Genomic DNA, 18,848 nt, shown 5'->3' with positions numbered 1-18,848 from the left:
GCTTCCTCGATGTGATCGAGCCTAGGTCCGGGGACCCGGCGCGGTCCTCGGGCGGAAGGACGATCGCCACGTGGAACCGGAGGTAGAGAGAGCCCTCCGGTCGTCCACCCAGGGGCGGCCGGGACCGCTCGCGGCCCGCGTCTGCAACCCAGGTAAGAGACGCGAATCCCCCTTCAGCCTGAGCCGGGCCCCACGCCCCCGCCCATAGCCTTGAACCGTCATGAATCGAACCGATGACCGGTTGCTCCCGGTCCTGCTGATCTGCGCCCAGGCCGCCGTGTGGCCCGGAGCCGCGCTCGCACAGGGGACCGTCCCGGACGGCTCCGCCCTGCTGGTGGCCGCCCTGGTCGCCGGTCCGGTGACGGCCGCGCTCGCGCTGCGCCGCACCTACCCGGTGGTCGCCCTCATGGTGATCGCCGTCGCCTGCGCGCTCGGCGCCGGACCACTGCCCACCGGCGGTACGGCGGTCCTGGGCACGGCGGGGGTCGCGCTGGCCCTCTTCACGGTGGCGACCGAGCGGGACACCTTCACCGCCGTGCTGTGCGTCGCGACCCTCGCCGCCTGGCAACTCGCCCAGAACATCACCCTGAACGGCCTCAGCGACCGCGACGGCCTCGACCTCGTCCTGACGGCGGTGCTGTACGCCGCCGCGTGCGGCACGGGCCTGTTCGTACGACGCCGGCGGCACGCGCGACAGGCCGCCGAGCACCTGCTCAAGTGGGCCGAGACCGAGCGGCACCGGCTCCCGGCGGTCGAACGGCGCCGGATGGAACGGGAGTTGCACGACGTCAGCGCCCACCATCTGACCGCCGTGGTGGTCACGGTGGGCGCGGCCTCCGGACTGCGCGAGCGACGCCCCGAACTCGCCGACGAGGCGCTGGAGTTCGCGGTCGAGACGGGCCGCGAGGTCACCCGGGCGTTGGGCTCCGTACGGGCCCCGGCCCCCTCGCGCGAGGAACTCCCCTCCCCGGAAGAGCGGTTGAAGGCCCTGGTGGCCGGCTTCCGCCGCCTCGACCAGCCCGTCGACTTCGAGATCGACCCCCTCCCCGACGGCACCGTCGCGGACGCGGCCTTCGGCATCGTCCGCGAGGCCCTCACCAACGTGGCCCGGCACGCACCCGGCGCCCACACCACCGTGCTCTGCCGCTACGGCGACACCCGCACCGACGTCGTCGTCACCAGCGCGCCACCGCCGACCGGCGTCGTGGCGCACGGCGCGGGCCTCGGCGGCGGCCGCGGCACCGGCTTCCTGCGCTCCCGAGCCCGTGAGGCGGGCGGCACCCTGACCACCGGCCCGACGGCGGAGGGCGGTTGGGAGGTACGGGCGACCCTGCCCGGCCGCACCGCGGCCCCGGTGGAGGAGGCGGTCCCGCCGAGTTACCGAGCGGCGCAACTGGTCGCCGCGTTCGGCCTCTTCGCCCAACCCCTGCTAGGGGTGATCGTGATCCGCGACGGATCGGCCCCGACCAACTCCCAAGTCTCAGCAGGCGTCCTTTTCGCGCTGCTGGCGGCGGCCCAGGCGGTGGCGTTGCTCTGGCTGCGCAAGGCTCCACGGTCGGCGCGGGGCGCGTTGCTGGGCTTGGCACTGCTGTGGCCGATGGCGATGGCGGTGGGCGACTACACGGGCCCAGTACTGCTGCCACCGATGCTGGGCATGGTCCCAACATGCGTCGCGCTGCAGGCTCGTCAGGGGCGCGGGGAACTGCGCGACCAGCCCCCACCGGCTAGCAGGTACGCACTACCCCAAGTCCCCATCTCTGTCTTTGTCTTTCCCCTTGCAGCCACGGCAGTACATGCCACCGCCCTCACCACCGCCGTCCTCCACCGCGGCACAACCCTCCCCACCTGGCTGGTAGCCATGGCAGCAACTACCGCCACCGCCTTGATAGTCGGCGCGGCCCACTACGGCGGAGCCGTGCGCCACAAGCGCGACAGGACAGCTCAGGCAACGCAAACCAAGAACCTCGCGACCTGGACGGAGGCCGCCGTAAGAGACGCCTGGGCGGAACGCCAACGCATCGCCGCCGGCCTGGAAACCACCGTCCTGGCCCGCACCGCCGACATGATCGCCGAGGCACACGCAGGCCGCCTGGACGCGACAGCGACCCGCGCCCGCGAGGCACTCGCCGCGATGCGCGCCCTGCTGGACACTGTCAGGGACGGCGAGACCGGCGGAGCCGACCTGCGCCCGCAGCCCACCCTCCAGGCCCTCGACCTGCTCGCCCAGCAGTGCCGGGCCACCGGCCGTGACGTCGAGATCCGGCTCACCGACCGGGTGCCGGACCGCCTGCCCACCGAGGTCGACCTCGCCGCCTACCACGCCGCCGAGACCCTGCTGGCGACCGGCGACGACGAGCCGGCCGTCCTCGAACTCGACGCGGCCGACGGTACGTTGACGCTCACGGCCACCGGGGTCCCGGGCGCCGCCGGCACAGCCGTACGGGAACGGCTGACGGCCCGGATCGCGCCGCTCGGCGGCACACTGACCGCCGGCCCGCCGGGCACGGTCGGTCTGCGGCTGCCGCTCGCGCCGGCCGTCGAGGAGGGGGAGCGATGAGTCTCAAGGTGCTGGTCGTCGACGACCAGGGCATCGTCCGGGCGGGCTTCGCCGCGGTGATCGACGCGGAGGACGACATGACGGTCGTCGGCGAGGCCGCCGACGGTGTCGCCGCGGTCCGGCTCGCCGAGCAACTGGCCCCCGACGTCGTCGTCATGGACGTACGCATGCCCGAACTGGACGGTATCGCCGCCACCCGGATCATCACCGGGCGCGAGAACGCGCCCCGCGTCCTGGTGTTGACCACCTTCGACCTCGACGCGTACGTCTTCGACGCGCTGCGCGCCGGGGCCTCCGGGTTCCTCCTCAAGGACGTGCACGCCTCCGAACTCCTGCACGGCATCCGGGTGGTGGCGACCGGCGAGAGCGTCCTCGCCCCGTCCGCGACCCGTCGCCTCATCGGCCACTACGCGTCGGGGCCGGTGACGGGCGCACGGCCCGGCAGCGGTCCGCGTGAGCTGGAGACCCTCACCGGCAGCCAGCGCAACGTCCTCGCCCTGCTCGCGACCGGCCTCAACAACATGGAGATCGCCGAGCAACTCGGCATCACCGTGGGCACGGTGAAGTCGCACGTGAACGCGTTGCTGCGCAAGCTCGGCCTGCGCGACCGCGTCCAGGCGACGATCCTCGCCTACGACCTCGGCCTCACCCGCCCGAACCCACCCGGCCCTCACCTCTGACGGCCCTGAGCTCAAGGAGACCCCTGTGACCGGCACCGGTACCGGCCGATCCGGCCTGCCCTCGTCCCGTTCCCCTTCCCCGCCCCCGTCCCTGCTCCGACGGCTGCGCCACTACCTCACCGACTTCGTCGCCCTCGGCTACCTGGCCGTCTGTGCCGGCCTGCTCGGGTGGCTGCTGTTCCTGTTCCTCGACCCCGACGCGGACGTCGGCTTCGCGCCCGTCGTCCCGGCCTTCGCCACCGCCCCGGCCAGCTTCGTGTGGTTCCTCCTGCCCGACAGCACCGTCCTGCTCTTCGTCGCCCTCGCGTTCGGGGCCCTGGTCAACGCCACGGTCATCGGCTGGTGTTCGCGCACACTGCGCCGCCGCTGAATTTCCCCGTGCCCTGTAATAACCCGGCCGCCCCACCCATTCCTCGGTGACAGAGCCGACACGAAGGGACGGCGCGTGACTGAAGCCCAACGCTTCCGGGACGTCTACGAGGAGTGTTATCCGCGCGTACTCGCCTATGCCACGAGCCAGGTGGGACGGCAGGTCGGGGAGGACATCACCAGCGAGACCTTCACCGTGGCGTGGAGACGGATGCGGGATCTGCCGCAGCCGGCGCTGCCGTGGCTGCTCGGCGTGGCCCGCAATCTGGTGCGGGAGCTGCGGCGCCGGGACAGCCACCAGTACGCCCTGGCCGCGCGGGAGGCACAGCGCGTCGGCAGCGGCGGCGGGGCCGAGGCGGCGGACGTGGCGACGGGCGTGATCGACCGGCAGGCCGCGTTGCAGGCCCTGGCGAGTCTGTCCGAGGCCGACCGCGAACTGCTGACGCTGATCGCCTGGCATGGACTGAGCCCGAAGGACGCCGCGCGTGTCCTGGGCTGCGCCACCGCCACCCTGACCGTCCGGCTGCACCGGGCCCGCCGTCGGCTGGAGCGGGCGATGGACGCCCTGCCCGTTCCGCCCGCCCCGGCGGCCCGCCGCACCGACCCCGAAGGAGTACTCGCATGAGGAACACGAAGGAACGCTCCGCGCGGCGGCGCGACGTCATGAAGACGCTCGCGGACGCCCGCCCCGACGAGCTGGACCCGGTGCTGCTGGCCGGCTCCCGGCGCCAGCGCGAGGACCTGGCCCGCATCACGGCCGAGGCGCGCGAGGAGACCGCGGGGCCGCACCCCCTGGCCTGGCTGCGCCCCCGGCTGCTGCCGCTCGGTGCGGTCGCGACCGTCGCCGCGTCGGCGATCGTGGTCGCCGGCCTCGTACAGACGCATTCGGACGGAACGGCGGGCACCCGCGCGGAGAGTCGGACCCCGGCCGCGAGTGCCACGGCGGTGAACGGCCGTATGGAGCTGCTCGGCGTGGCGAAGGCGGCGGCGAGTCCGGCCGCCGAGGGCACGTACTGGCAGGTGACGACGGAGACGGCGAATGTCGACGTCGTGGGGGAGAAGGGGCGGCGCTACACCCTGCTCAGCACGTCGCACGGCGAGTGGTCGGTCGGGGTCCGTCCGGGGACCGAGAGCCTGATGGTGTCAGGGCTCGACTCCGTGACCGGGCCGCGCACGCCGGCGGACAAGAAGGCCTGGGCGGCGGCGGGTTCACCCCGTCGGGTGGAGGGGCCGGCGAGTACTGACGGGCGGATGCGGCTCGGTCACACGGTCGGGTCCGGTACTCCGACCGTCCTGCACACCAACGCCGACGACAAGATCTACGCGCTCGGGCCGGAGAACATCTCCTACCGGGACCTGCGTCAACTCCCGACGGACGCCGACAAGTTGAGCGGTGAACTGGAGCGGTTGTACGAACAGGAGGGGGGCGCCGGGACCAGTGCGGGGCGCACCGCCTGGATGCTGCGCCACACCGCCGACCTCATCACCATGCCGGTCGCGCCGGCGACCCGGGCCGCCGCGTACCGCGTGCTGGCGGAGCTGCCGGGTATCGGGGTGCAGCCCGCCGCCACCGACCCGCTGGGCCGCAAGGGGATGGCCGTCACGCTGCCCGTCGACTCGGCGACCGTACTGGGCGGGGTCGAGCAGCGCCTGGTGGTGAATCCGTCCACCGGCGCTCTGCTCTCCGAGGAGACCGTCCTGACCGCTCCCTCGGCCATCGCCCGCGAGGCGGGACTGACCGCCGGTACGACGGTGAATTACGAGGCGACCACGCGGATGGGGTGGTCGGAGCGGCAGATCACGGTGCCGGAGAACGCGAAGTACTGAAGAGCCTCGGGGTCAGCCGGCCCTGCGTCGGGAGGAGCCGTTGCCCCGGTTGTTGTTGCCCCGGCCCGAACCCGTGCCCCTGCTCGTGACGATCGCGACGGGTACGACAGGTACGTCGACGTCGTCGTCGAGCAGGGCGGTCTCGTCCTCTTCGAAGTCCGATGCGAAGTCCGGAGCCTGGAAGGGGTTGGTCACCGGAGTGGGCGAGCCCGCGACGGCACGGTCGTGCGCCCCCTCGGGGGCGGAGAACAGCGAGGTTTCGATGAGAGTGCTTCCAATCGTTACAGGGAGATGAGCAGGCCGGCCGTGCCCGACCGGGCACGGCGGTCCTACAGCTTGCTCATCTTGGAGTACGGACTGAGGATCCGGTGCTGAACGGATCCGAAGTCCACCAGCGTCGCGATTCCTTCTTCGACGCCGATCACCCGGCCAAGGCCGTACATGTCGTGTGTGACCCGGTCGCCCACGGCGAAATGCTTGGGAGCTGCCGTGACCGGGGCCTTGAAGGGGCTGGTAGGCAAATAGCGCTTCGGTGCAGCTGGCTTTGTCATTGTCACCAGTATGCGCCCGCGGGCACCTCTTCGGTGCGGTCGGCGGACTTCGTTGCGGCGCTGGAATGTATGACGGACCGTGTTCGCGGGAACGCGTGCGCGGTACTCACGGTCATGTCGGTACCGCCCTTCGCAGGTTGTGTCTACACAGAGTGACGAGAACGTCCAGGATCGGCTGTGCGGGTTCTGCGCTCTTCCCAGTGAAGTTCTGTGAACAGGATCACTGCTGTGTGCACGCTGAGTACACTCCGTGACCGTCGGCGGGGCCACGCGGGCGGGTGGGGCGGGCGAGGAGTGGGGCAGTGCTGGTGACGCCAGAGGCGGGCGATCGGGTCGCCGGCCGGTATCTGTTGCAGGAGACCATCGGCAGCGGCGGCATGGGAGTCGTGTGGCGGGCCTGGGACGAGCGGCTGGAGCGCCGGGTCGCGGTCAAGTGCGCACGGCTCGACGACGACCGGGCCACACGCCGGCTGATGGGCGAGGCGCGCAACGCGGGCCGGCTGCACCACCCGAACATCGTGGGCGTCTTCGACTACATAGACGAGGGCGTCACCTGCTGGATCGTGATGGAGTACGTCCCCTCGCGCAGCCTCGCCCAGATCATGGCCGAGCGCGGTCCGCTGCCGCCCGAGGAGGCCGGTTCGATCGGCTGTCAGATCGCGGACGCGCTGGTGAAGTCGCACAACGAGGGCGTGGTGCACGGCGATGTCACGCCGGAGAACATCCTCGTCACCGACGAAGGCGTCGCGCGGCTCACGGACTTCGGGATCTCCCGGGCCCTGTGGAGCGAGGTCACGCACAGCGGCACGCACGGTGTGACGGGCGGTGTGCGCGGCAAACCCCGGTATCTGGCCCCCGAGTTGGCCAAGGGGCTGCCCATGGGGGAGAAGGCCGACGTGTTCTCCCTGGGTGCCTCCCTGTTCGCGGCGGTCGAGGGCCGGTCCCCGTACGGGGAGGCCGAGCACCTCATGACGTATCTGGCCCGGGCCGTGGAGGGCCACATCGAACCCGCGCGCCGGGCGGGCCCGTTGACCGAACCGCTCGCCGCGCTGCTGACGGTGGACCCCCGCCACCGCCCCGACGCGGCCGGCGCCCGCAAGCTCCTGACGCAGGCGACCCCACCGCCCCCGCACCTCCAGGCGCAGCTGCCCGACCACTCCACCCGCACCCTGGACCTCTCGGCGTTGACCCTGCGCCTGCCGCGTCTGGTACGTCGTCGGCGGCGCCCCCTGGCGATCGGCGCGGGCGCCCTGGTCACCGCCGGGGCGATCACGGCCGGGCTCGTCCTGTTCGGCCCCTGGGACTCCCACGGCGGGGGCGACCGGGCCGCCGGTGCCGACGCGAAACCCTCGGCGTCCGCGGCGACTTCGGCCGCGGGACGCGCGGGCACCATCGGCGACGACCGCACGGCGGACCCCTGCGCGCTGCTCGACGCGGCCTCCCTGAGCCGGTTCGGGACCACCGAACTCGACCCGGACTACGGGGAGATCGACCGCTGTGACGTCCTGGTGGAGAACAGCAGCGGTGACGACATCGCCGACCTCCAGGTCAACCTCGACGCCGACCGGGACGAGTACGACGGGGTCCAGGCCACGCGGGTCGTCGACGGTCTCACGGTCGTCACCCTCAAGCGGGACGGCGACGTCTGCGAACGGGCCGTGCAGACCGCCGACAGCCAGCAGATCCGGATCATCGGCAAGCGGCTCGCGTCCTCGTCCCCGGACCCGTGCGCCCTCGCGGACGCGGCGACCGACCGCGTCGTGGGCATCCTGGCCGACGGCCCGGTCCCGCGCCGCCCGTCACCTCCGGCGGCCGACTCGCTGGCCCGGGTGGACGCCTGCGCCCTGCTCGACGCCACCGCCCTCGAGCGCCTGCCCGGTGTCGAGGCGGACAACGACGACCGCGGCTTCGGCGGCTGGGACTGCGACTGGTCCAGCGACGACGGCGAGCGCGAGGTGCAGATCCAGTACAGCCGCGACAACTCCCTGACGGACGACGGGAAGCCGGTGGACGTCGCCGGCACGAAGAGCTACTACGTGGCCGACGAGGCCGAGGACGACAGCTGCACCGTACGGACCCCGCACCGCACGTACACGGACTCCGTCGGCGACGAGACGATCGAGCTGTTCCAGCTGACGGTGTACGCGCCGGAGCCGAGCGGGCAACTGTGCGACACCGCGGTGGAGTTGGCGGGCGTGGCCGTGCGGAACATCGCGAAGCGGCTGCCGGAGTGATGACCGCGCATCCGTCGGCTCCGGGCGGCCGTTCGCTCCCCGCGAGCCACGGCAGTCTCGCCCGGGGCGCGTCCGCGCCGCTGCCGGGCACCGTCTTCGCGCTCGCGCTGACCGGCGGCATGACGCTGGGCCCCGGGGAAGGGCGTGAGGTCCTGTTCGGGCGCAACCGGCCCGAGGTGCACGTCTGTCTCGGCGAGGACGATCCCCAGGTGAGCCGCCACCAGGGCACGCTGACCCATCGCGGCGGCCGCTGGTGGGTGAGCAACGCGGGGCGGCTGCCGATCCGGTGCGCCGGTGCCCGGCTGCTGTTCCGGGACGAGGAGCCGCTGCCGCTGGACCTCGGCTACACCCCGCTGTTCGTCGGCGGCTCCCGCGGGCGGGAGCACCTGCTGGAGGTCTACGTCACCGGCCCCGAGGGCGAACGGCCCCAGCCGCGGCACGGGGACGTCACCCGCCCGCCCCGGATCTGGGTCCTCACCGAGCAGGAGAAGCTCGCCCTGGTCGTCCTCGGCCGGCGCTACCTGCTGCACGAGCCGCGACCACAGCCGCTGACCTGGCGTCAGACCGCCGCCGAACTCGCCGAGTTGCAGCCGGGCGCCGGCTGGACGGACAAGCGCGTCGAGCACCTGGTCAACGGCGTCCGCACCCGCCTGTCCCGGGACGGGGTGCCCTGGCTGACCCGCGAGGAACTCGGCGAACCGGTCGGCAACGCGCTCAACGACCACCTGATCCGGGCCCTGTTGACGTCGACGACGCTCGTCCCGCTGGACCTGGCACTGATCGACGCGGCCTGAGTCCGCCGCCGACACCGACCCGGGTGTCGATCTTCTGTAACAGAAACCGGCGGTTCACCTCGACCGTGCAACAGCGCCCGGCGCCGGTGAACCGCCTTGCCACGTACGGCATTTCACAGGGTGAGCCGCACGACGACCCCACGCCGAAAGGGCACCCCGACATGTCTCTCCGCCGTACTCGCACCCGCTCCCGTACCCTCGCCGCCGTCGGTCTGCTGGCCGCCGCCGGTCTGTTCCTCACGGCGTGCGACTCCGGCTCCCCCGCCGCCGAGTCCAGCCCGAGTGACGTCTCCAGCTCGTCCGGCTCCGCCGAGGACCCGCCCTCCAGCCCCACCGAAGACCCCTCCACCGGCTCCTCCTCGGTCCCTTCCTCCGCCCCTACCTCCGACCCGTCCGCCACCTCCGCCCCCTCCGGCGGCACGGGCGCCAGTTCCGACAACCGCGTCGACGGCACGGTCACCGGCAGGCTGACCTTCCTGGCGCCGGGGAAGCTGGAGGTGGACGGGCGTCCCTTCTACGTGGCCACGGACACGGAGATCCGGGGCGGCGACATCTGCGGCGACCCCGAGAGCCAGTCGGCGGAGAAGTGCACCGCCGACGAACTGGACGCGGTCGCCAAGGACGGCAACCTGACCGTCGAGGTCACCATCGAGAAGGGGATCGCCGGGCGGGTCACCCAGGTGTAGCTCACCCAGGTGCGGCTCGCCGGGGTGTCGGTCGACCGGCCGTGGCCACGCGCCCCCGCGGCCGCGCCTCGTGCGTCAGGCGCAGCGGCTGGGCGAAGCACCTCCAGGGGTGCGGGGTGATCTTCGGCGCCGGGCGCGAGGTCGGCGCCGCGATCTGGCCGTACGCCCTGGCCTGTGCCGAAGCAGCACCAGGATTCACTCGGGCGGGACCGGATCAGCCGGGGACGTCGGGATCGTAAGGGTGTCGGGTCCACTCGGAGCCACCGAGCGGATAGATGTACGCCGGCCGCCCCACATGCCCGCTCGTCCGGAAGGGGTTGCCCTTGTCGTCGACGCGGACCACACCGCTCCGGTCGCCGCTGGACCACTCCAGCTCCAGGTACCAACTCACGTTGTACGTCCGCGCGTCGGCGAAGACGTAGAAGACCTCGGGGTCCGACTCGCTCACCTTGTACGGGAAGTCGCGCTGCCCGGCCCTGGGCGCGAGCGCGGGCCGCCCGGCGTCGAGGTTCACCCCGAACGCCGTCGTGCGCACACCGCCACCGCACCCGTCGCCCATCGCGAAGTCGTTCCAGGCGAGCGGGGCGCTCTTGTCCACCACCCGCACATGCAGCGCCTCCAGGACGACCGTGGCCTTCCCGGTGCCCTGCACGGTCAGCGCGAGCATCTGCTCCCCGGCGGCGATCCCGCCGAGCGCCTTGACCCAGCCGCGCGCGTCCGGCTCGGACGGCGGCGGAGGCACCTGGTCGGCCTTCTGGTCGACCAGGTAGTGCTGGCTGCACTGGTCCTCCCACTTGTACGGGTTGACCGAGACGGTCGGCGCGGTGGCCCCGTCCTCGGTGCCGCCGCCCACCGCCCCGCCGCTGCGGGAGGCCGAGACGGAAGGAGTGGGACCGCCGCTGTGGGAGGCGGACGGCGAGGGCGACGTGCTCTTCGCGCCGGTCGGCTTCGTGGTTCCGGGACGGTCGGTCGCGGACTCGGAGGCGGCGGCGGCCCCCACCGGCTGCTTCCCGCTCCGGTCGTCCTTGCCGCCGCCGGGCACGAGGTTCACCACGAGCGCGGCCGCGACGACGGCGGCGACCACGGCGGCACCGGCGAGGACGACGGTACGGCGACGGCGGCCGGGGGGACGGGGGTCCTCCGGGGGGACGCGCCGGACGTCGGGAACGTCTGCGGGAGCTTCCTCGCCGGCAGCTGCCTCACTGGGAGCCACCTCATCGGGAGCTTCCTCAGCGGGAGCGTCCTGCGTGGCGGGAGCCGTCTCGCTCGGCTTCTGTCCCCGGCGGGCGTCCGCGAGGATCCACTGCCGGTGCAGCTCCACCAGTTCCTCGGGGGTCGCCCTGCACAGCCGGGCGAGCCGCTCCACGGGTGCGTAGTCGGTCGGTACGGCGTCCCCGTTGACGTACCGATGCAGCGTGGACGCGCTCATGTGCAGCCGCTTCCCGAGCACTCCGTAACTGAGCCCGGACCGCTCCTTCAACCGGCCGAGCAGCGCCGGGAAGTCGTCCCCCGTCACCGTTCCTCCCTCTCTCCACGTTCCGGCCCGTCATTCCAGGCGGAGGCTGTTCCCGCAGGTCAGAGCGTTCCAGGCGTTCCAGCGTTCCGGATCTCCCGGCGGTTGTGGCGGCCGGGACGGATCACGCCACAAGCTCTGGTCATCCAAGCACGCCGCTCCCGGCACCCGGTCGAGCGGCCTGCGCCACAGACCCGTACCGCAAACAGGGGATCACATGTCCACTCGTACCGACCGCACCCGTCTGCTCGCCGCCGCCGCGATCGCGGTCGCCACCCTGACCCTGACGGCCTGCAACGACGGCACGGGCACCAAGGACGAGGGCGCGGCCGACGTGTCCACGTCCACCTCCGCGCCCGCGGCATCCGACGCGTCCCCGTCCAAGGCGAGCGGAGGAACGGACTCGGGAGCAGGCAAGGCCGACCCGGCCGCGAAGGACTCGACGGGCGGTACGACGGGTTCGAACGGCAAGTCCGGCACGTCCGGCACCTCGGGCTCGTCGGGGTCCACCGGCGCCAAGACCTCGACCGGCGGCGGCTCGGACGACTCGGGCGCCCGGCTCAAGCCCTGCTCCCCCTCCGCCACGCGGACGACGGCCACGGCGGTCTCCCGCCCGCTGAACCACCTGCTGCTCAGCGTCACCAACACCGGTTCGAAGAACTGCGACCTCGTCTACTACCCGGCCGTCCAGTTCCAGGACGCCCAGTCCGTCCCGCCGGTCATCAAGGACTCCCAGCCGCAGGCCGTGGTCACGCTGGCCCCCGGCGAGTCGGGTTACGCGAGCGTCCTGCTGTCGGCGGCGGACGGCAGCGGCTCCAACGGCTACACGGCCAAGTCCCTGGCGGTGTACTTCAACACGGACGCGACCGCCGCCGCCCACCCGTCGCTGCCCTCGAAGGGCGTCTACATCGACGACTCGATCAAGGTCACGTACTGGCAGGCGGACATGGCGGACGCCCTGAACTGGTGACTGCGGCGGCTGCCGGTGACCCCCACCGGGTCACCGGCGGTTCGTGCACGTCGTGGACGCTCCGCGGTGCCAGGCGTCACGCGGAGCCGATCGCGGCGAAGAACCGTTCCAGGCGCGGTTCCCCGGAGTTGTCGAAGACCTCCTCGGGCGGCCCCTGGACCAGAACGCGGCCCTGGTCCATGAAGACCACCCAGTCCGCGACCTCGCGGGCGAAGCGCATCTCGTGCGTGACGACGACCATCGTCGTGCCGTCGGCGGCGAGTTCGCCCATCACCGACAGGACCTCGCCCACGAGTTCGGGGTCGAGGGCGGAGGTCGGTTCGTCGAAAAGGAGCACGCTGGGGTCCATCGCCAACGCGCGGGCGATGGCCACCCGTTGCTGCTGGCCGCCCGACAACTGGTGCGGGTACTTGTGCGCGTGGGCGTCCATGCCGACCTTGCGGAGCAGGTCCCGCGCCCGGTCCTCGGCGGCCGCCCGGCCGGCGTGGAGCCGCTGCTGGAGCGGGGCGAGGGTGATGTTCTGCAGCGCGGTCCGGTGCGGGAAGAGGTTGAACCGCTGGAAGACCATGCCCACCCGGCGGCGCTGCGCGGCGAGTTCGCGGTCCCGGCCGCCCATCGGCCGCCCGTCGATCTCCACGCTGCCGTGGTCGGGCTGTTCGAGGTGGTTGAGGGTGCGGACGAGGGTGGTCTTGCCGGAGCCGGAAGGGCCGATGACGGCCACCACCTCGCCGCGGTGCACATCGAGGTCCACCCCGTTCAGGACGGACACCGCGCCGAAGGACTTGCGCAGACCCCGGGCGCGTACGACCGCCTCGCCCTCGTGCGGGGTGCGGGGGCGGGTCCGCCTCGGTGCGGCCAGGGCCTCGGCCCCGACCCCGACCCCGACCCCGGTCTCCGGGATGCCGTCGACCGCCGTCTTCGTGCGGCGCTTACGCACGTCCAGGCGGCGTTCGAGCAGGGCGCGGAGCCGGTCGAAGAGGGTGACGAGCAGGACGTAGTAGACCGCTACGGCCAGCAGCGTCTCCAGGACCAGGAAGTTCTGGGTGTAGAGGCGCTGGCCGACCAGGAGGAGTTCGGCCAGGGAGATGGAGCTGACCAGGGAGGTCAGCTTGAGGATGCTGATGAACTCGTTGCCCAGCGCGGGGAGGGCGACGCGGAAGGCCTGCGGCACGACGACATGGCGCTGGACTCCCGCGTAAGGGATGCCGAGCGCCTGTGCCGCCTCGCCCTGATCCTTGCCCACGGCGAGCAGGCCGCCGCGGTGGATCTCGGCGATGTACGCGGTCTCGCTGAGCACGAGCGCGACCAGGCCGGCGGCGAAGGGGCTGGCGAGCAGGGGCCTCAAGTCCGGGAAGAGCTGCGGGGAGTTGTAGACGAAGATCAGCAGGACCAGCAGCGGCAGACTGCGGAAGAACCAGACGTACGCGCCGGCGAGCAGCCGCAGCGGACGCAGCCGGGACTGCTGGGCGAGGGCCACGAGCAGGCCGAGGGCGGTGGAGATCACCCAGGCGGAGACGGCGAGTTCGACGACGAGCAGCGCCGCCCGCCACAGGTCGGCATCGGCGAACAGACCGATGGTGTAGTTCCAGTCGAAGCTGCCCATCGTCCGTCAACTCCCTTCGGCCTGGCCGAGGTTGTACTTCTTCAGCAGCTCGGCGTAGGTGCCGTCCTGCTTGAGCTTGTCGAGCGCGGTGGTGAGGGTCTTCTTGAGGGCGGTGTCGCCGCGCTTGACCGCGAGGCCCGACTGGACGGGATAGATCAGGGACGTGGAGGAGATGGTGAGCCGGCCGCTCGTCCTGTCGGCGGCCGCCTTGGCCACGGCACCGTCGGTGACCTGGGCGTCGACCTGGCCGGACAGCAGCGCCTGGGTGCCCTCGGGATCGGTCCCGAACTCTCTTACGTCGACGGCCTTTTCGCCCTTGTCCTTGCACTCGGTGCCGGCCTCGCCGCGCAGCTTCTCGACGATCTGACCGCCCTTGATGACCGCGACGGACTTCCCGCACAGGTCGGTGACCACGGTCGGCCGGTAGCCGCCCGAAGACCGCACCACGATGGAGTTGCCGGTGGTGAAGTACGGGACGAAGTCGACCTGCTTCCTGCGCGCGTCGGTGATGTAGAGGTCGGACGCGATCACGTCGAAGTGGCCGGTCCCGAGCCCGGCGATCAGCTGCTCGAACCGCGTGTCCACGAACGTCGGCTTCAGCCCCGCCGCCTTCGCCAGGGCGCGTGAGATGTCCGGGTCGAAGCCCGCCGGGGTCTTGCCGTCGAGATAGGCGTACGGCGGATAGGTCAGGTCCGATCCCACGGTCAGGGTGCCGGCGGTCATCGTGCCCGAGTTGCCCGAGCTGTCCGAGGAGGAACCGCTGGAACAGCCGCACAGGGCGAGGAGCAAGCCGGCGGTGAGGGAGCGGAGGAGGGTCACGCGCATGAGGAGGCCTCTCGACCGGGGAACTGAAACTGTTGAACAATCTGGCTGCTGATGATGGTGACGCCTTGGTGTTTCAGTCAAGTAAAAGGTCGGAATTTCCCCGGAAGCAGGACAGGTGGCCTGCGTGCGTGGCTGCTCATGGCCCCTGTTTTGTTCAACAGATCGTGCGCTAGGGTGGGGGCATGTCGACTCTGAACGGCGCGGCGGCGGCCGCAGGACGGCCCGTCCTGGTGACCGACGTGCTGCGCGAACGCATCGTCGAGGGCGAGCTCCTGCCCGGCACCCCGCTGCGCGACGTCGCACTCTCCGCCGAGCTCGGGGTGTCCCGCAACACCCTGCGGGAGGCTCTGCGCACCCTGCACGACGAGGGCCTGGTGGTGCAGCAACTGCACAAGGGCACCGCGGTGAAGACCCTGTCCGCCGAGGACGTGACGGACATCTACGTCGCCCGCCGCACGCTCGAACTCAGTGCCGTGGACGCGAGCCCGCTCGCCCCGGAGCCGCTGCTCGACGCGATGGAGGCCAAGGTCGCCGCCGCCGAACTCGCCGTCGACGTCGAGGCCTGGGACAAGGTCGGCACCGCGTCCCTGCGCTTCCACCAGTCGCTGGTCGCCCTGCTGGGCAGCGCACGCCTCGACGGCTTCTTCCGGGTGACGATCGCCCAACTCCGCCTGGCCTTCGCGGTGATGGCGGACCAGGGCGCGTTCCAGGCGCCGTGGGTGGCCCGCGACCGCGAGATCTGCGACCTGATCCGCGGCGGCCGGCGCATGGACGCCACGGCCGCGCTGCGGCTCTACCTCGACGACTCCGAGCGGACGGTGCTGGACGCCGTACGCGCCAACTCCCGTACGGCCAACGGCCGTACGACCACGGCAGCGAAAGGCAAGCGATGACCTCCCGCACGGAATCCGCGACGACCGTGGCACCTACGGCGTCCAAGGCCGCGGCCGCCTACCAGGCCACCCAGGGCGGCGCCCTCGACGTCGACCGCGCCTTCTACGACCGGTTCGCCGGGGTGCGCCACGAGCTCGTGGACTCCTTCGAGATCCCGATCCGCTCCGGCCGCGCCTGGACCGTCCCGCAGGGCCATCTGTGCCGGATCGTCACCGTCGAGGGCCCGCAGGTCGGCGATCTGAACGTGTGGAACCTGCACGACCCGCGCGAGCGCATGTGGGCCGCCCGCACCCGCCAGTTGCAGCGCGCGCACCTCTCCACCTACGACCGCGTCTGGTCCACTCTTCCCTTTCTGCGGCCCCTGCTCACGGTCACCGCCGACACGCTCGCGGAGTACGGCGTGGACGGCGACGGCGGGCGCGTGCACGACCTGTTGGGCACCCGCTGCGATCCGTACGTCAACCGGATGCTCACCGGCGAGGACTTCGACTTCCACTGTCACTCGAACCTGGTCCGGGCCGTACTGCCGTACGGACTCACCGAGTTCGACGTGCACGACGTGCTCAACGTCTTCCAGTGCACGGGCCTCAATGACGACGACCAGTACTTCATGAAGGACTGTCCGGCCCGCGTCGGCGACCACTTCGAGTTCTTCGCGGAGACCGACCTGCTGTGCGCCCTGTCCACCTGCCCGGGCGGCGACCTGTCCGTCCCGCTGTGGGGCCCGGACGCCCGTGACCCGCTGGATGTCTGCCACCCCCTCGGCATCGAGGTCCTCCGCCCCGACGCCGCCCTGCTGGACGGCTGGGTCCCGCCCGCCAGGGCCGCCTATCGCAACCTGCACGGCATGCGGCGGCCCGAATTCGTCGACGGCGGCTGACGCCAGGACGAACCGGGTGGGCCGGACCGCCCGCCGGGCCCGCCTCCGTGGTGCGGAGGCGGGCCCGAAGCGGTGTCAAGGGAGTAGGCGCCGGCGTCAGACCTCCGTCGTGTCCTTCACGTACGGCGTTGTCGCGGGGGCGGATCCGGTGGCGGGCGCGTGTTCCGGGCCGCCCTCGCTGAGGCCGAAGCGGTTGTGGAAGCGGCGGAGGAAGCCGGGGGCGTACCAGGCCGAGCGGCCCAGGAGGCGCATCGCGGCGGGGACGAGGACACCGCGGACGGCGAGGGCGTCGATGAGGACGGCCAGGCCGCTGCCCAGGCCGAACATCTGCATGAAGCTGATCTTGGCGGTGCCGAAGGCGAAGAAGCTCACCGCGAGCAGGAAGGCCGCCGCGCTGACGATGCGTCCGGTGTGGCCGAGGCCGTCGGCGACGGCGGTCTCGTTGTCGGCGCCCTGGTCGTGCAGTTCCTTGATCCGGCTGGTGACGAACACCTCGTAGTCCATGGACAGTCCGAAGGCGATGCAGAACATCAGGACCGTCATCGACATCTCCATCGGCTGGGCCGTGAAGCCGAGCAGGGAGGAGAGGTTGCCGTCCTGGAAGATCCAGGTCATCACGCCGAGGGTGGCGGCCAGGCTGACACCGTTGAGGAGCAGGGCGCGCAGTGGCTGCACGACGCTGCCGGTGAAGAGGAAGAGCAGGACGAAGGTGGTCAGGGCGATCAGGGCGATGGCGATCGGGAGCCGGCCGCCGATGGAGTCCTTGGAGTCGACCAGTACGGCGTCGGTGCCGCCCACCAGGGGGTGGGTGCCGGCGGGCGGGGTCAGGGCCCGCACCTGCTCGACCAGGTTCTGGGCCGCGTCCGACTTCGGGGTCAGGGAGCTGACCACGCTGAGGCGCTGCGCGTCGGGCCGGCCGAGGGCGGGGCTCGCGGGGCCGGCCGCCGCGGACTGTCCGCCGGCGTAGGTTCCGGTGCTGGTCTCGACCCGGACGACGCCCTCGAGGCCGGACAGTTCGGTGGCGTACGACTCCAGCGGGGCCTTGCTCACGGGCTGGTCGATGACGATGTTGAGGGCCGAGGCCTCGCTGCCGTCGAAGTTCTCCCGCAGTGCCGTGGAGACCTGGCGGCTGGTGGTGTCCTTGGGCAGGACGCGCTCGTCCGGGGTGCCGAAGGTGATGCCGAGGAGCGGGCTCGCGGCGACCAGCAGGACGGCGAGGACGGGGAGCGCGGTGAGCGCGGGCCGCCGCATGACGGTGCGGGCGAGGCGGCCCCACAGCGGCGCCCGGGAGCCGGACCGGCCGGTCTGCGCGGTCCGTGCGGACTTCGCCCACGGCAGCCGGCCGCTGTTGACCCGGTGGCCGAGGACGTACAGCAGGGACGGCATCACGAACAGGGTGCTGAGGGCGGCGATGGCGACGACCCCGACCCCGGCGAAGCCGAAGGAGCGCAGGAAGTACTGGGGGAAGACCAGGAGCGCGGCGAGTGCGGCCGCGACGGTCGCCGCGGAGAACGCGACGGTCCGGCCGGCGGTGGCCACCGTGCGCCGTACCGCGTCCTCGACGCTCGTGCCTGCCGCGAGCTGCTCACGGAACCGGCTGACCATCAGGAGCGCGTAGTCGATGCCGAGGCCCAGACCCAGCGCGGTGGTCAGGTTGGTCGCGGTGTCGGCGACGCTGGTGACGCTGCCGAGCAGGAAGAGCTGGGCGAAGGAGCCGACCACGGCGATGATCGCGATGGCCAGCGGCAGCAGCGCGGCGACCACACTGCCGAAGACGAACAGCAGCAGTACGAGGGTCAGCGGGATGGCGATGGACTCGGCCAGCACGAGGTCGTCGACGACCTGCTCGGACAGTTCGCTGTTCACGGCGGCGCCGCCACCGGCCTCGACCGTGAGCGTGCCCCGGTCGGCGTCGCCGGTGTAGGCGTCGAGGATCTTCGTCGCGTTCTCCTTGCGCTCCGTCTCCGTGCCGGTCACATGGGCCAGCACCATCGCCTCGCGGCCGTCCCGGGAGAGCAGGGCGGGGCTGTCGGTGTCCCAGTAGGAGACGACGTTGGTGAGCGTCTTCTCCTTCTTCAGGTCGGCCACCAGGCTCCGGCCGCCGCGGGTGGCGTCGGGGGCGTCGACGCGGCCCTCGTCGGCCCGGACCAGCAGGACCAGGTTGGTCTCCCCGCCGAACTTGTCGTCGATGACCTTCGCGGCCTTGGTGGACTGCGAGGCGGGGTCGTCGAAGCCGCCGCCGAGCAGCTTGCCGAAGGCGCCGGCACCCAGCACGCCCATGAGAGCCACGGCCACGACGGCGACGACGAGGACCAGTCGGGACCGGCGTATCGCCAGGTCGGCCAAGCGTTCAAACACGGCGTTCTCCTCGATAGTTATTCGCTCTCGGGTTCGTTAGAAGTTGTAACGCACCGACGGAGGGAGTGTCAATAACCTTCGTGATAGCCTCTAACGAAACAATGCGG

Annotated in this window: 17 protein-coding genes and 1 pseudogene; 11 read left to right on the top strand and 7 right to left on the bottom strand. The window is 71.8% G+C overall.

The annotated features are described in order from the left end of the window. Positions 1-220 precede the first annotated feature (220 nt). From ACWD5F_RS18245 to ACWD5F_RS18225, 5 genes are all read left to right on the top strand, one after another. A complete protein-coding gene (locus tag ACWD5F_RS18245; RefSeq protein ID WP_451255440.1) occupies positions 221-2,557 on the top strand; it encodes a histidine kinase in 2,337 nt (778 codons plus the stop codon). Beyond that, positions 2,554-3,237 carry a response regulator gene (locus tag ACWD5F_RS18240; RefSeq protein WP_451255438.1) on the top strand — a complete coding sequence of 228 codons (684 nt, stop codon included), beginning with the start codon at positions 2,554-2,556 and terminating at the stop codon, positions 3,235-3,237. Before ACWD5F_RS18245 ends, ACWD5F_RS18240 begins: the two co-directional genes overlap by 4 nt. Before the next feature lie 25 nt (positions 3,238-3,262). After that, a complete protein-coding gene (locus ACWD5F_RS18235; RefSeq protein WP_451255436.1) occupies positions 3,263-3,607 on the top strand; it encodes an SCO4225 family membrane protein in 345 nt (114 codons plus the stop codon). A gap of 75 nt (positions 3,608-3,682) precedes the next feature. Next, complete coding sequence (locus tag ACWD5F_RS18230) at positions 3,683-4,231, top strand: RNA polymerase sigma factor (protein WP_451255434.1); 549 nt, start codon at positions 3,683-3,685, stop codon at positions 4,229-4,231. Beyond that, on the top strand, positions 4,228-5,433 hold the full coding sequence (locus tag ACWD5F_RS18225) for a CU044_5270 family protein (protein ID WP_451255432.1): 1,206 nt from the start codon (positions 4,228-4,230) through the stop codon (positions 5,431-5,433). The genes ACWD5F_RS18230 and ACWD5F_RS18225 overlap by 4 nt, the downstream gene beginning before the upstream one ends. 12 nt (positions 5,434-5,445) lie before the next feature. Here ACWD5F_RS18225 and ACWD5F_RS18220 read toward each other — a convergent pair whose 3' ends face one another. Together ACWD5F_RS18220 and ACWD5F_RS18215 are read right to left on the bottom strand one after the other, a co-directional pair. Further along, positions 5,446-5,628, bottom strand: coding sequence for a hypothetical protein (locus ACWD5F_RS18220; RefSeq protein WP_450357049.1), 183 nt, complete (start codon positions 5,626-5,628; stop codon positions 5,446-5,448). A gap of 134 nt (positions 5,629-5,762) precedes the next feature. Next, the gene (locus tag ACWD5F_RS18215) at positions 5,763-5,984 is read right to left on the bottom strand and encodes a hypothetical protein (protein WP_123998827.1); all 222 of its coding nucleotides are present in this window, start codon (positions 5,982-5,984) and stop codon (positions 5,763-5,765) included. Positions 5,985-6,286: 302 nt separating this feature from the next. Here ACWD5F_RS18215 and ACWD5F_RS18210 point away from each other — a divergent pair, with 302 nt between their 5' ends. The 3 genes from ACWD5F_RS18210 to ACWD5F_RS18200 all read left to right on the top strand — a co-directional run bounded on the left by ACWD5F_RS18210 (position 6,287) and on the right by ACWD5F_RS18200 (position 9,698). Beyond that, positions 6,287-8,218 carry a protein kinase domain-containing protein gene (locus ACWD5F_RS18210; protein WP_451255429.1) on the top strand — a complete coding sequence of 644 codons (1,932 nt, stop codon included), beginning with the start codon at positions 6,287-6,289 and terminating at the stop codon, positions 8,216-8,218. Further along, positions 8,218-9,012 (top strand): FHA domain-containing protein, encoded by a 795-nt coding sequence (locus ACWD5F_RS18205; RefSeq protein ID WP_401719570.1) that lies wholly within the window; start codon positions 8,218-8,220, stop codon positions 9,010-9,012. Before ACWD5F_RS18210 ends, ACWD5F_RS18205 begins: the two co-directional genes overlap by 1 nt. 161 nt (positions 9,013-9,173) lie before the next feature. Further along, complete coding sequence (locus ACWD5F_RS18200) at positions 9,174-9,698, top strand: hypothetical protein (RefSeq protein WP_451255427.1); 525 nt, start codon at positions 9,174-9,176, stop codon at positions 9,696-9,698. Positions 9,699-9,912: 214 nt separating this feature from the next. On the opposite strand, the gene ACWD5F_RS18195 is transcribed toward ACWD5F_RS18200, so the two are convergent. Further along, positions 9,913-11,214 (bottom strand): helix-turn-helix domain-containing protein, encoded by a 1,302-nt coding sequence (locus tag ACWD5F_RS18195; protein ID WP_451255425.1) that lies wholly within the window; start codon positions 11,212-11,214, stop codon positions 9,913-9,915. 214 nt (positions 11,215-11,428) lie between these two features. Here ACWD5F_RS18195 and ACWD5F_RS18190 point away from each other — a divergent pair, with 214 nt between their 5' ends. After that, entirely contained in the window at positions 11,429-12,181 is a 753-nt protein-coding gene (locus ACWD5F_RS18190) for a DUF4232 domain-containing protein (RefSeq protein WP_451255423.1), read from the top strand. A 76-nt stretch (positions 12,182-12,257) separates the two neighbouring features. Here the strand turns inward: ACWD5F_RS18190 and ACWD5F_RS18185 are convergent, their stop codons facing one another. From ACWD5F_RS18185 to ACWD5F_RS18175, 3 genes and pseudogenes are all read right to left on the bottom strand, one after another. Further along, entirely contained in the window at positions 12,258-13,040 is a 783-nt protein-coding gene (locus ACWD5F_RS18185) for an amino acid ABC transporter ATP-binding protein (protein WP_451255975.1), read from the bottom strand. Positions 13,041-13,130: 90 nt separating this feature from the next. After that, positions 13,131-13,784, bottom strand: a pseudogene (locus tag ACWD5F_RS18180) (amino acid ABC transporter permease); the annotation flags it as partial. A 6-nt stretch (positions 13,785-13,790) separates the two neighbouring features. After that, entirely contained in the window at positions 13,791-14,609 is an 819-nt protein-coding gene (locus ACWD5F_RS18175; protein WP_451255421.1) for an ABC transporter substrate-binding protein, read from the bottom strand. A gap of 182 nt (positions 14,610-14,791) precedes the next feature. Here ACWD5F_RS18175 and ACWD5F_RS18170 point away from each other — a divergent pair, with 182 nt between their 5' ends. Together ACWD5F_RS18170 and ACWD5F_RS18165 are read left to right on the top strand one after the other, a co-directional pair. Beyond that, on the top strand, positions 14,792-15,502 hold the full coding sequence (locus ACWD5F_RS18170; protein WP_401719551.1) for a GntR family transcriptional regulator: 711 nt from the start codon (positions 14,792-14,794) through the stop codon (positions 15,500-15,502). Further along, entirely contained in the window at positions 15,499-16,383 is an 885-nt protein-coding gene (locus ACWD5F_RS18165) for an urea carboxylase-associated family protein (RefSeq protein ID WP_451255419.1), read from the top strand. The genes ACWD5F_RS18170 and ACWD5F_RS18165 overlap by 4 nt, the downstream gene beginning before the upstream one ends. Positions 16,384-16,479: 96 nt before the next feature. Here ACWD5F_RS18165 and ACWD5F_RS18160 read toward each other — a convergent pair whose 3' ends face one another. After that, complete coding sequence (locus ACWD5F_RS18160) at positions 16,480-18,741, bottom strand: MMPL family transporter (RefSeq protein ID WP_451255417.1); 2,262 nt, start codon at positions 18,739-18,741, stop codon at positions 16,480-16,482. Between the last annotated feature and the right edge of the window lie 107 nt (positions 18,742-18,848).

It is taken from the genome of Streptomyces sp. NPDC002499, assembly GCF_053595415.1.
This window is presented reverse-complemented; position numbering and strand designations above follow the sequence as displayed.